Raw genomic sequence first — 13,961 nt, forward strand, 5'->3', positions numbered from 1 at the left:
AATATGGTAACGATACCAGAAAAACTCTGGAATTCGTTGAATTACATTTTCTAAGGAGGTTAACCCATTGAAAAACTATAAGTTTCAAGGAAGTATAAGCAAAGAAGTATTGGAAAGCTATCTTTCGAGGGCTATAACGGCGGCCAATTTGATAAACAGTGACACCTTGGAAGATGATTTACGCGCGATAATAAACATCGGTGCCAAGTTTCTAGGCAGGGCTTCTGGCGTTTGGAACATGGAACCTGACGATGAGGAGCATTTCCGTAAATCTAAGGCTTTAGCAGATCGCGTATATGCGTTGGATGCGGAAATTATTTTGCAGACTTGTATTTTTGAAGTGATCTACACCGACGTGGAGAAGATCAAGATCCCGCAATGGGTATTTGATGCCTTTGATCTGGCTTATGAAGAGAGAACATTCCGCTATGGCGCGATGTTGTTCGACAATAGCCCATTAGGATACGGTTCAGATGGAACGTGTGAAATTCCTAATATCGATAAAATAGAAACACAGATGTGGTTCTACTATAGAGCTGTACGTTATATTGAAGCGGGATTTGAAGCTATACATATGGGCCAAATCCACCTCTATACTGCAGACGATGCAGGCTATAAGAAGACATATCGATTATTTGAAATGATTCGCAACTATGCAAAGAAGCATGCAAGACGCAATATGTTTCTTCTTGATGCGCATACACATGGTGTCAATGTAAACGGTAAACTGCTATTTGATTTTCACTCTATGCCATATTCAAGAATGCCAATCCTGGATGTACCTGGAGAGAAGCTTGCTCTTGTTCGGGAAGGTTACTATGAGGGAGGGTTGACCCCTAGCGGTGGGGCTTCCGAAACGTTACCGATGATTATGGAATTCGATAACTAGGGCTGGAAATTTTTTGAAAAAGAAGATCAGATCCCCTATGAGCAACGCGCATGGTTAGAGTGGTGGGGTTATGACCAAATTACATGGTTTGCCTCACAAGAGGAAGAAAGCAGAAATAAATATTTGGAATATACCTTCAAATGGACGGCAATCAACAATGTAAATGCATATTTTCAAATGCCATTTATGAGAACGTTGGGCAGTTGTCGAATCCAGATGCAGGCTTACGGGTCAGGCAAAGAAATGATTAGCAGCTGTTACAAAGTGAATATGCCAAGTGAAGCATGTTCATTAGGCTTTGGGCAAGAAGAAACGATGAAACGGATCTGGGTGTCGGAGAACAACTTAAGAGAAAGAGCAGGAAATCCGCCATTGGTTCGTGAGTACGGAGCAGAGGATGAATATGATTCGCTAACAAGCGTGAAGCTGCCTTCAAGAGTCATTCTATTCCGTAATTTCCAACATCATTTAGGCGTGATCAACCATGATTCGAACAGTGAAGTGACACGGATGTATTATGTGGGTGATGGTGAGTATAGGTTAAGTTGTGTTTTTCCATTTAAGGGGGAGTATGAATTTGCGGTAGCGCCCTATGGCACGTTATCTTCAATCTATTCTATTGATAACTATCCTAGAAGTGGATCTTCTTCCAAAGCCAAGCTGCGTATTGAACTGGATAACACAGTTGTTATTTTCGCATACAATTTTAAAACAAGAACGATAAAGACAGAAATAATAGAAGGAATGTAGAGAAGGAGTGGTCCTATGAAAATCGTAATTATTGGTGGAGCAGGCGTAAGAACCGTATTGTTTATTCATGGCTTGATCGCGAGATATCAGCAACTAGGTATTAAGAAAGTTGTGCTTTATGACATTGCTAAAGAGAAACTGGACGTTATTGGTAAATTATGTTCTTATGTTATGGCTAGAGAAAATGCGCAATTTGAAGTCGAAACATCAAACGATATACGGGAAGCTTTGCAAGATGCGGATCATGTCGTGACCACGTTGCGAGTGGGAAATGATCATTCTCGTGTAATTGATGAGGAAGTAGCTTTAAGCCATGGTGTGATTGGCCAAGAGACGACAGGCGCAGGCGGGTTTTCAATGGCTGTCCGAACGATACCAGTACTCGTCGAATACTGCAAAATCATTAAAGAAATCGTTCCAAATGCCTGGATCTTCAACTTTACGAACCCTTCGGGACTTGTTACACAAGCACTGAGAAATTTAGGTTTTGATAAGGTAATCGGAATTTGTGATGCACCTAGCTCGACGATTATCCGAATGGCCAAAGCGCTTGAGATCGACCCGAATCATATGTATGTCGAGTTCTTTGGCCTGAATCACCTTTCCTGGATTGGCAAAGTCATCTTTGAAGGCAAAGACTTATTGCCTGAGCTTGTTAATGACGAGAAATTTTTAAGCAAAGTTGAAGAGTTTAACATGTTTGACTTCTCGCTCATTAAATCAATGGGGTATTTACCGAATGAGTATCTATACTACTTCTATCATAGAGAACAAGCGATTGATCATATAATTAAATCGGGTAATTCAAGAGGGAAGAATATTGAAAATATTAATACTCTTATGATGAATGAACTGTTGAGTATAGATATGGATGCGAATCCTGAAGAAGCCCTTCAAACATTCCTATACTATATGGAATCAAGAGAATCTTCCTATATGAGTATTGAAGCGAATAAAGAGAAAAATGTAACGATCGAAAAAGGGCACTTGGAGATTCCGGATTCCATGGGCTACGCCGGCGTCATGCTGGATTGTATCGAAGCATTGCAAACAGACGAGAGCAAACAAGTCATTTTATCCGTACCTAACAATGGCAGTATGGATGGACTAGAGGATAGTGATGTAATTGAGGTAACTTGCAATGTATCCCGAAAAGGTTTTGAGCCGGTTCATATTGGTAAAATTCCTGAACATATGTATGTGCTGGTAAAAACGATTAAGCTCTATGAAAAATTGACAATTGATGCCATCATGAACAAATCTCCTGAATTGGCAATCAGAGCGCTTACTGTGCATCCGCTTGTTTTTTCCTACTCCTTAGCTAAGAAATTGGTAGATGGCTATACAAAAGAGTATGGCGGTCTACTCTAATTAAAAATTGAATCCGTGATATAAACATCTCGAAAACGGTAGATTATTCTCGGATTGGAAGAATCGGCCAAGCTCCTTAAACAGGAGAAAGATCCACTAACTCCCCCTACAGATTCGGGTTGGCGATGAAACGAAAGCTTATATGCCGCTATTTTACATATATTTTTTAAGAGGGTGTATATGACTCTAAATTATATCAATTTAAGGAAGAATGATCAAAACAAGATTTTGAATAAAAGATGTGATTTAGTAGCGAAACAAATGAAAGTGGAAAAATATAGGACATAGAGAAAGTGTATTAATAAATATTAATAGAACCTTTGTCTAATCTACAAATTTTTGATACAATTCACAAGTCTGATACTTACAATTTCATAGAATAGCTAGTATGGTGCTGCCGTGAAGTTACTATTCGCAAGCAGCTTAATAGGGAAGTTCGGTCAAAGTCCGACGCGGTCCCGCCACTGTATCGCAGAGCTGACTATCATTTTATCCACTGTCCGGTTAGGACGGGAAGGGGATAGTCGAGCAATGAAGCGAAGCCAGGAGACCTGCCATAAGAGTGCTCTATAATTCTCACGAGGATGGGAGGGAGATGTTTATTCGTGCTTCAGCTATAGGTATTTTCCTATGCTCTCTTACGCACGTGACAGCCCCAACATCTTTCCAAAAGCGGAAGATGTTTTTTTGTTGCCAAAAAAAGAACCAGAAGGAGAGAAAACATTGCTTACCGTGAAAACATTTCTAAGAAAAAGCTTGCTTGCCATTTTAAGTTTTGTTTTAATCTTTAGTTTATTTGCACCCCAAGTCAGTAAAGCTGCTGACCATACCGCCAATACCGCTTTAAATGAAATGATTGGGAAAACAGTCGATCATTTTAAAAATAAAAATAAAACCTTGGAATCCTGGTGGGAGATTGTCGCGCTGTGGGGAGCCGGAGAAAACCTGCAGGACGGCAGATGGAAACTGCCTAGCTGGAAGACGATAGAACCGGAATCCACGTTTGACGGAACCGAGTATATCCGATATATTTTTTCATTGCTCGCTATGGGAGAGGATCCCGCTCATGCTTGGCAGACCAACCGTAACCTATACAAGGAGCTAGCCGCACAGCAAAACCCATCGACGGGTGCATTTGGTTCCACGAACAAGCACATGTGGGCGATGCTAGCGCTCGATACGGGCGCAAAGCTGGGCAGTAATGTTGGCGTATGGAATGCAGCCGCTAAACAAAAGGCATTAGACTTTTTATTGAGTAAACAGCTTAGCGACGGCGGCTTCGCATTTTTTGGAAGCACTTCTGACTCTGACATGACGGGAATGGGTCTGCTTGCGCTAGGAAACTATCAGAATGATAGCGCCGTGCAGCAGTCTATTGCAAGAATAAAGGCATTTTTGAAAACAAAGCAGTTAAACAACGAGCAAGTCATGTACGGAGCAAATTCAAACAGCATGTCTGCCGTAGTCTCGGGTTTGACTGCCATTAACGAGGATGTATTGTCTGATCCTTGGACGGCCAATGGCAAAAGCGTTCTTGATTCGTTTGTGCTTTATCAACTGCAGGATGGCACTTTCAAATGGAATGAGAGCGACATTAAAGGCAATGGTATGGCTACCGAACAAGCGCTTATTGCCCTCACCGATATCCAGCAACTGAAAAGCGTGTGGTACCGCTTTGGTGAAATCAAACAGCCAGTTTCGGTAAGCGTTAATGTCGACGGCATCACGGACAGTATTTATGCCAAGCAAGCCGTCTCGGTTTCGCAAATCAAAAACCCAGCAACGGCGCTTGATGCGCTTAAAACCGCACTTGATCAAGCGAATCCGAAAATCAGCTACAAAATCGTGGACAGCAGCTTTGGTGCTTATGTCCAAGGCATTGCAGGCCAAGAAGCGGGTACTCTAGGCGGCTGGGACGGCTGGATGTACGAGGTTAACGGCATCGCACCGGAAGTTGGGGCAATCGCATACTTGCTCAAGCCAAACGACGAAGTCCGATTCTATTACAGCCGTTACCCGGCGATATCAACTTCATCCGTGATCGAAAGCGGCGACAGCGATCCGCAAATCGAGGTTGATCTGGTTGGAGACGAGTTCAGCAGCGACGCGGAACAAGCCAGCAATTGGGCCATCCAGACGCAGGATTCCGGATTAACGGTACAGTCGATTGTCAAAGTAAACGATCAGAAGATCGCCATTCATTTCGCGGGGGCTGCAACCAATAAACCGATTACGATTCAAACCTTGGCAGGAGCCCTGGTAAGCAATCAAAGCAGCAATACGATTACGGTTCGAGTTCCGGTAGCATCAGAACTGCAAGTAGACGGGATTTCCGGATCGATTTACGCCAAACAGCAGGTCACAATTAAAAATACGGCAAAACCGGCAACGGCACTGGATTTGCTAAAGCAAGCTCTTGATCAAGCGAATCCGAAAATCAGCTACAAAATCGTAGACAGCAGCTTCGGTGCCTATGTCACTTCTATTCATGGCCAAGCCGCAGGCAGCCTTGGAGGCTGGGACGGCTGGATGTATGAAGTAAACGGCATCGCTCCAAGCGTTGGCGCAGCCGCATACGAGCTGAAGTCTGCTGATGTTGTGCGATTCTACTACAGCAGATGGCCAGCCATTTCAACGACAGCACAAATCGCAAACGGAGCTTCGAACCCATCAGTCGAGGTAACGCTTGTTGGCGATGAGTTTACAGCTGATGCGGTGAACAGCAGCAATTGGTCTATTCAAACGGGAAACACAGAGCTTCAGGTAAATGCGATCAGCAAAGATGGAAATAAAGCGACGATTTCATTTACAGGAACAGCTGAAGGCGGAACGATTACATTAAAAGCTTTGGGCGCTGCGCTTGTCGGCAATACAGACAGCGATTCAATAGCTGTAGTAGTCCCTCGCGTACTTAGCGGCTCAACGGATCAAACGATTGCGATTAATGAGAATGAAAAATCCGTTCTGATCACAGAAGCAGGGACAAGTCCTCTAACGAATAATGTGAGCCTTACTTTCGCGACGGCTGCATTGCCAACGGTGACGGCAGAACGCGGCAATGCATGGCTTGAGATTCCGGTCAATACAATAGTCACATCGACTTGGAATAAAGAACTTAAACTGCCACAGAATCTTAGCACGACGGAAAGCGGATTGGACACTAAGCTGAATACGGCGCTTTCTTCCGACAATAAAAAGGTTGCTGCCATTGCCGTTCGCATTCAAGCAGGCGGCTCGGAGAAAATCGAGTTCAACCAACATGTCACCCTGACCTTGAAAGGCCAAGGCGACAAAGAAGCAGGATTCATTGATCAAACGGGCGTATTTACGCCAATCAAAAAATACTCCGATTCGTCTGCAAGAACAGACGAGGTTTACGCATACAGCCAAAATGGCGATCTGATTATTAAAACAAAACATTTTACCGAGTTTCTTGCTTATACAACCTCGGCATTAACGATTGGCGGAGGCGGCGGAGGTCTCCCGATAGCCCAAACCATCACGTTATCCGTTGAAAAACGTTCACTAAATGAGGGGGACATCGTTGCTCCTTATGCCGTAACCCTGTCCGAAGGAGATACGGCGTTCACTTCACTCAAACGAGCTCTGGAGCAAAAAGGCGTATCGCTGAACTACACAGGTTCAGGTGCAAGCATTTATGTCCAAGCGATTGGCGGTCTTGCCGAATTCGATAAAGGTTCGGAAAGCGGCTGGATGTATTCCGTAAACGGCGTGTTCCCTAAATCAAGCGCGGGAGCCTATACGCTGAAAAACGGCGATGTGCTGCGCTGGCAATATACGAAAGATCTAGGTAAAGATCTTGGTTCACCGCTTGAGCCGGGCGAATCCGGCGAACAACTGCCTGGCGAGAAGCCAGACCCAGAAGCGACGAAATATACCGATGAAGCTAAGATTGCAAGCTGGGCGCTAGCTGCCGTAACGAAAGCGACGGAGCTTGGCTTTATGAACGGTACGAGCGTGGAGAATCCGAAATTTGAGCCTAAACGTCAGCTGACTCGCGCCGAGTTTGCTGCATTAGTCGTCAAATATGCAGGAGAAGAACCGCTGCAGGCTGATTCAGGCTTTAATGATGTAAATAAACAGGCATGGTATTACGGTTACGTAGCGGCTGCAAAAGAAAAAGGCTTGATGTCAGGCATATCGGGCACATCCTTTGCTCCGAGCGAGTCCATTACTAGACAAGAAATGGCTGCAGTCCTCGTTAGGCTTAAGGGCTTGACTGACGCGAATGCGCCGCAAGCTGCAATTAAGGACCGCGATGCCGTATCGGCATGGGCTGTTCCTTTTGTAAACGTGGCTTACCAAAAAGGCTTGATGACCGGCGATAACGGGTTATTCAACCCGCAAGCTCTTGTAACGAGAGAGATGGCGGCGGTAACCATTATCAGGTTGCATGAATTGAAATAATCACCAAGCTGCCTCATGGCTAAGCGTTAGCCGTGAGGCAGCTATTTTCATAGAAGGAGCGTGTTTCAAAGAAATGCAGACTAGAAGCGTGTCGTACCGATCCTTGATGCTCTTCATGGGCGTTATCGTATTTCTATCCTTTATTTGCTCAGCCGTGCTGCTTCCGGAACAAGCAAAAGCAGCTGACCAACTCAATGTCAGCACGGAAATCAAACAAGCAGCAGAGCAAATTTTAAACAGCGGCGTGATCAGCGATTGGGAGGCGTTAGGATTAGCTCGTTCAGGAAAGTCATTACCTGCCAGCTATTTGAATCTGTTATCGGATGAATTGAAGGAGAAGAAAGGCGAGTTCCGTAAAGTAACCGACGCGGAGCGCATTGCGATTGCTGTCCGGGCTGCCGGAGTGAATGCGGCTTCGTTTGCTGGTTTTAATCTTATTGAAAGCATTTATAATCATGCGAAAATGACGAATCAAGGCACCAATGGCCCGATTTTTGCATTAATTGCTTTGGACAGCGGGAGCTATGAGGTGCCTGCGAATGCGTTATGGACGCGCGAAAAGCTGGTGGATTGGCTGCTTAGCCAGCAAAACGCCGGCGGAGCGTTCCCGCTTTCGGAACAAGGCGAGGACAATTTGGATATTACGGCGATGGCCATAAGCGCGCTCGCTCCATATCAAGAGCAAGCAAATGTGAAGAGCGCGATCGACAAAGCCGTATCCTGGCTGTCTTCCCAGCAGCAGGTTAACGGAGGCTTTCAAGCCTTCGGCGAAGATAACAGCGAGAGCGTCGCGCAGGTGATTATCGCTTTATCAGGCGCGGGAATCAACCCCCTCGATACGAGGTTCTTGAAAAAGAACGGGAATCTTCTGACCAGCCTGCTGCGCTTTCGTCAGGCGGATGGAGGCTTTTCCCATGCCATAGATCAGCCTTCAAACGAAATGGCGACGGAGCAGGCATTAATGGCTTTAGTCGCTTATGACCGGTTTACTAGGCTGGGGCCGGCTTTATTCGACATTTCGGCTGATACGAGCTTGACCGGCGTGAAGGAACAATTTGTAGATAACGAGCTAATTTCGTCATGGGCCTATGATGCGGTATATCGTGTATTCGAGGTTAAAATCATGGTGGGGGTAAGCGGCTCGGAGCTCCGCTTCGATCCAAAGAAGCCGATGACAAGAGCCGAATTTGCAACCCTGCTCATCAACCTGCTGGGGGAAGCCCCTGCGAAGGATGCCGCAGCAGCGTTCAAGGATATTCGGCCGGGCGCTTGGTATTACGGCTCGATTATGCGCGCGAAGGAGCTTGGCATCATTCAAGGCATTACAGCAGATACATTTAAACCAGGTCAGGTAGTGACCAGGCAGGAGACGGCGATTATGATTGCCAAAGCTTTTGAGCTTAAAGGAAATTCAGACCCGCTGCCTTTCGATGATGCGAATAGCATCCATGTCAGCGCAAAAGCATACGTCAGCGCGGTATATGCAAACGGTTTGATGCAGGGCTCTAACGGCAGCTTTAATCCAAAGGCAGCCGTTACGAGAGAGATGGCGGCTGTCATAGCGGCTAAGCTGCTTCAAAAGAAAAACGATACAATATAAAGCAACAGCCTCAAATAAATGCATGCTTCGAGCAAGCAGCCCTGACGATTTGTCGTCAGGGCTTTTTTTTATGCTGTATGCCAGCAAATACACGGAAACGAAAAATTCACTGGTTTTTAATTGTTTTAGTCTGGTTTTTAAATGGTTTGTTTAATTGAATTCCCTATAATTGGTATGGTATCGCTTACATGGACAGGAGGGAGGCAGTAGCAGGCTCGGAAGGAACCAACCGAATTTGAAGCGTGAACTCACAATCAGATTTTCAGGGAGGTAAATAACGAAATGCAAAAGTCAAGTATTAGGAACGGGAAGCTGCTTCTATCGAAGCTTCTTAGCTGTATGCTGGTCATGTCACTTCTTATGCCGCTTCATCTAGCTTCCGTACATGCGGCAGATAAGGCTCTCGTATCCGACGATTTTAGCAGCTATAAGAACGGGGAATTCACGATTGGCGCAGGCAATAACTGGACAAAAGAAGGAACTGCTCCCACTGTCAACTTTTCGAAGAATACAGTGACGGGCTCGACATATGCGGAAATTACCCATAATGGGACAGGGTCCTCTTATTTTGGACAAAGGTTCGCTGCCCAAAATGGCGGGACGATCATCGAATTTGATGTGAATCTTCCTACAAACAAGGGCGGAACCCTTTGGGTGATGGACGGGAAGGTGAATGCGACAAATGCGGCTGCTCTTCGTTATCAGTTGGATGCAGGCGTGATCAAGCGCCATAATGCGGCTGCGGAGAATCAGATCAATTATGATCCTACCCACTGGTATCGTTTCAAAATGGTGTTTAATACGCCGCAAAAAAAATATACGGTATCCATTACCGATTTGACGACGGAAACGACCGTCGTATGGCCGGATGCGTTCTACAGCCCGCGTGAGCGAATTAGCAGTTTCGGTTTTTTCGTTAATGCGGGCGGCGGGACTTTTAATTTAACCAATGTCAAGGTCACAGCGCTTGATCTGGCATTAAGCAGCTTGGGTATTCAAGCGGGAGACTCTGCTGCGAAACTCGTTCCGCCTTTTGATCCGAAAGTAGACAACTATACGCTCGAGGTTCCATATTGGGTTTCGGAGCTGGCGGTTCATCCGGCAGCAAGCAATCCAGGCGGAGTTTCGCTGAAGGTAGGGGAAGCAAACGTAGAGAGCGGAGGGGCGAAGTCAATTGCGTTAACCGAGAGCTCGACCAGCTTTGGCGTTTCCGTCACCTCTTCAGCATACAGCGATATTTACAAGACCTATACGGTTACTGTGAATAAGCTGGATAAGGATCCTAATGTCAATTATCCTGTTGCAGAGGGAAGAGATTCAAAGGTGCTGCTCGGCTGGGAGGAGCCATCTGATCCCGCTTATCAGGAAGCAAGAATTTACAAGAAAAATGATGATGAATCGCTAGTATTGGTGGATACGGTGGCCAAAGGAAAATATATCTCGACGATTAACGGGTTGACCAACGGTACGCCGTACAGCTTCGTCATCAAAGGCGCATTTGCATATGAGGGCGAGGAAGTAACCGAGTCAGCCGGCGTAACGGTGAGTGCGGAGCCTAGCAAGCAAGCAGCGCGGCAAATGGAAAATTTGGACCGCGGCTTGGTAGCCGTCAAGCAGGCTGACCATGTTTATGTGGGCTGGCGGATGCTCGGAACGGATCCGTCTGCCATTGCCTTCAACCTTTATCGCGATGGCGCTAAAGTCAACGCCAGCCCGATTACGAACAGTACGAACTTTGAGGATGCAGGCGGCAAATCCGATTCGATCTACTTCGTCCGGGCAGTTATTGACGGTACTGAGCAGCGCCAATCGGAATCTGCCGAGGTATGGGATACGAATGCATTGGACGTTCCGATTCAAAAGCCGGCAGACGGTGTAACGCCTAGCGGTGAAGCCTACAGCTACCGCGCTAATGACGCTTCGATCGCGGATCTGGACGGCGACGGCCAATATGAAATCGTATTGAAATGGGATCCAAGCAATGCCAAGGATAATTCCCAAAGCGGATACACGGGTAATACCTACGTAGACGCATATGAGCTGGACGGAACGCAGCTTTGGAGAATCGATTTGGGCAAAAACATCCGGTCGGGAGCTCATTATTTGGATGTGATGGTCTATGACCTCGACGGTGACGGCAAAGCGGAAGTAACCTTCCGGACTGCGGACGGCACGATCGACGGCAAAGGCCAGGTCATCGGCGATGCAGAAGCCGATTACCGGAATGCAAGCGGTTATATTTTGACAGGGCCTGAATATCATACGGTCTTTGAAGGGGCAACCGGCAAAGCGCTTGCTACAGAAGCCTATGAGCCGGAACGCGGAAACGTCGCAGACTGGGGCGATGCTTACGGAAACCGGGTTGACCGCTTTCTGGCAGCAATTGCTTATTTAGACGGCGAGAGACCAAGTATCATCATGCAGCGCGGTTATTATACGCGTATGGTGCTGGTTGCTTATAACTGGAGAGACGGCAAGCTGACTAAGCTGTGGACCTTTGATTCCAAGACAGCTGGAAACGAAAGCTATGCGGGACAAGGAAACCATCAGCTCAGCGTAGCGGATGTCGATGCGGACGGCAGAGATGAAATCATCACGGGCGCAACAGCGATTGACGATAACGGAACAGGATTATGGAACTCGCGGCTTGGTCATGGCGATGCCATGCATCTCGGCGACTTGGACCCTACGCGCTTAGGCTTAGAATTGTTTGCCGTGCAGGAGGATACGTCGGTTAAATATTCGGCTGACGTGAAGGATGCGCGGACGGGTAGAGTGCTTTGGGGGCAGCTGCAAACTGGAATTGATACCGGCAGAGGCTTGTCGGCAGATATTGATCCGCGATATGAAGGAGCGGAAGCCTGGGCAATCGACGGTGCTTGGAACAGCCCGACAGGAGGCTTGTTCACCGCGCAAGGAGAGAAAATAGCCAATCAAATTCCAAGCTCCAACTTCGCGATTTGGTGGGATGGAGATCTCAGCCGCGAGCTGCTCGACCATGTATGGCAGGGGGATACGCTTCGGGTAGGCATTCCGAAAATCGATAAATGGGATTATGAGGCGAATCAACTAGTCAATCTAGAGACGTTTACGGGAACGCATTCGAATAACGATACAAAAGGGAATCCTGCCCTGCAAGTAGATATGCTGGGGGATTGGCGCGAAGAGGTCATCGTGCGTACAGAGGACAGCAGCGCGCTTCGAATTTATACCACGTCCGATGTGACGGAGCATCGCATTCCTACGCTAATGCATGATCCGGTCTATCGGGTGGGTATTGCTTGGCAGAATACGGGTTATAACCAACCGCCGCATACAAGCTTCTTTTTGGGCACGGGGATGGAAACGCCGGCGCAGCCTAATATTCGCACCAATGAAATCAAAGCCACGGGTTTAAGCATATCGCTCTCATCGACTGAAGCAGCAGTCGGACAGCAAATCCAGTTAAATCCCGTATTCACGCCGGCAGCAGCAACGAATCAATCCGTAAGCTGGTCGGTCTATAACGAGGATGGCTCCGCCACCAAGCTGGCATCGATTAATGCAAGCGGGCTTCTGACAGCAGCAGCAGTCGGCAAGGTAAAAGTGGAAGCAGCCGCTAAGGATGGTTCTGCTGTGGTGGGATCAGCCCTATTAACGATCAAAGCCGCGATTACAGAAGTGCCAAGCGGGGGAACAGCGCCGCAGCCGGCTGTCACGGTTGGAAGCGGCAGCGTTAAGCAAACCGTCGCAGTCGATGCATTCGGCAAAGCGGCAGTTGAATTTAAAGCCGCCGATGTTGCGAAAGCAGCGGAAACCGCCGCAGGCAAATCGCTTGTGCTGGAAGTAGCAACAGATAAAGCAGCTGCGGCTGTGCAAGCCGTACTGCCTGCGCAGGCGCTAAAAACAAGCGTGGACAAAACGATTCAAACCGTTGAAGTACGACTGGGCCTAGCGACCATCTCGATCGATAAGGCGCTGATCACGTCAAGCGTAACAAACGAGGCTTCCAAGGTAGAGCTGTCTGTTCGTAAAATAGATGCAGCCGCGCTGCCCGAAGAGGTAAGGGAAAAGGTAGGAGCCCGTCCGGTGCTAGACTTTAACCTGACGGTTGACGGCAAGAAGGTTAGCGCTTTTGACGGCAGCGTAAAGGTTGAGCTCGATTATAAGCTTGCCGAAGGGGAAAATCCAAACGCCATTGTCATTTATTATGTAGACGAGCAGAACAAGCTTCATCTCGTGAAAAACGGAGCCTATCAGCCGTCTACGGGGAAAGTCGTATTTAAACCAAGCCATTTCAGCCAATATGCGGTTTCTTACGTGAAAACAAGCTTTACCGACATCGCACGCGTGAGCTGGGCGAAGGACAGCATCGAATCCCTTGCAGCACGAAGTATCGTTAATGGGGTAGGCAATCAAACCTTTAAGCCGGATCTGAAGGTCACTAGAGCAGAATTTCTGAAAATGCTCATGTTCGCGTTTGATCTAGCGGATGAGGGCACGAAGAGCGAGCTTAGCGACTTACAGGAGGGAAGCTGGTATTACAGCTCTATTGCGAGCGCTCAAAAGCTGGGTATCGTGCAAGGCAAAGCCGACGGCAGCTTCGGCGTGAACGATGAAATTACAAGGCAGGATATGGCGGTCATGGCTTATCGCGCTTCGCAGCATCTCAAGCTTGGGCTGGGCGGCCAAGCGTCATCCGCCGCATTTGCAGATCAAGCAGCTATCGTCGGCTATGCGGTTGAAGCGGCCGAGGCGATGCAAGCAGCGGGTATTATTCAAGGAATAGGAGGCGGAGTGTTCGCGCCGAAGGAGCAGGCGACTAGAGCGCAGGCAGCCGTAATTATTCATATGCTTATTCAATTGTCGAATGTATAAGGATTGATTTAAGAACCACGCCGCTTAGCGGCGTGGTTTTTTTTGATGCCTATTTTCTCTAGAAGA

General features: G+C 47.3%; 6 protein-coding genes and 1 riboswitch. All 6 genes read left to right on the top strand.

What is annotated here, in order from left to right:
• The first annotated feature begins 67 nt into the window (after nt 1-67).
• Nucleotides 68-889, top strand: a complete 822-nt coding sequence (locus RCO25_RS09455) for a hypothetical protein (RefSeq protein WP_308995897.1) — start codon at nt 68-70, stop codon at nt 887-889.
• A gap of 123 nt (nt 890-1,012) precedes the next feature.
• Nucleotides 1,013-1,639 (top strand): hypothetical protein, encoded by a 627-nt coding sequence (locus RCO25_RS09460; RefSeq protein WP_308995898.1) that lies wholly within the window; start codon nt 1,013-1,015, stop codon nt 1,637-1,639.
• 15 nt (nt 1,640-1,654) lie between these two features.
• Nucleotides 1,655-3,010, top strand: a complete 1,356-nt coding sequence (locus RCO25_RS09465) for a family 4 glycosyl hydrolase (protein ID WP_308995899.1) — start codon at nt 1,655-1,657, stop codon at nt 3,008-3,010.
• A 372-nt stretch (nt 3,011-3,382) separates the two neighbouring features.
• Nucleotides 3,383-3,583, top strand: a riboswitch (cobalamin riboswitch).
• Between the two features lie 159 nt (nt 3,584-3,742).
• Nucleotides 3,743-7,438 (top strand): DUF4430 domain-containing protein, encoded by a 3,696-nt coding sequence (locus RCO25_RS09470; RefSeq protein ID WP_308995930.1) that lies wholly within the window; start codon nt 3,743-3,745, stop codon nt 7,436-7,438.
• A 73-nt stretch (nt 7,439-7,511) separates the two neighbouring features.
• Nucleotides 7,512-9,038, top strand: a complete 1,527-nt coding sequence (locus RCO25_RS09475) for an S-layer homology domain-containing protein (RefSeq protein WP_308995900.1) — start codon at nt 7,512-7,514, stop codon at nt 9,036-9,038.
• 282 nt (nt 9,039-9,320) lie between these two features.
• Nucleotides 9,321-13,895 carry a rhamnogalacturonan lyase family protein gene (locus RCO25_RS09480; protein WP_308995901.1) on the top strand — a complete coding sequence of 1,525 codons (4,575 nt, stop codon included), beginning with the start codon at nt 9,321-9,323 and terminating at the stop codon, nt 13,893-13,895.
• Nucleotides 13,896-13,961 lie beyond the last annotated feature (66 nt).

The organism is Paenibacillus sp. LHD-38 (assembly GCF_031157315.1).
Lineage (GTDB): Bacteria > Bacillota > Bacilli > Paenibacillales > Paenibacillaceae > Pristimantibacillus.

What these genes read in the sequence shown, in the direction of transcription:
- RCO25_RS09465 (WP_308995899.1), top strand. Translation starts at nt 1,655, where the DNA reads ATGAAAATCGTAATTATTGGTGGAGCAGGCGTAAGAACCGTATTGTTT.
- RCO25_RS09475 (WP_308995900.1), top strand. Translation starts at nt 7,512, where the DNA reads ATGCAGACTAGAAGCGTGTCGTACCGATCCTTGATGCTCTTCATGGGC.
- RCO25_RS09480 (WP_308995901.1), top strand. Translation starts at nt 9,321, where the DNA reads ATGCAAAAGTCAAGTATTAGGAACGGGAAGCTGCTTCTATCGAAGCTT.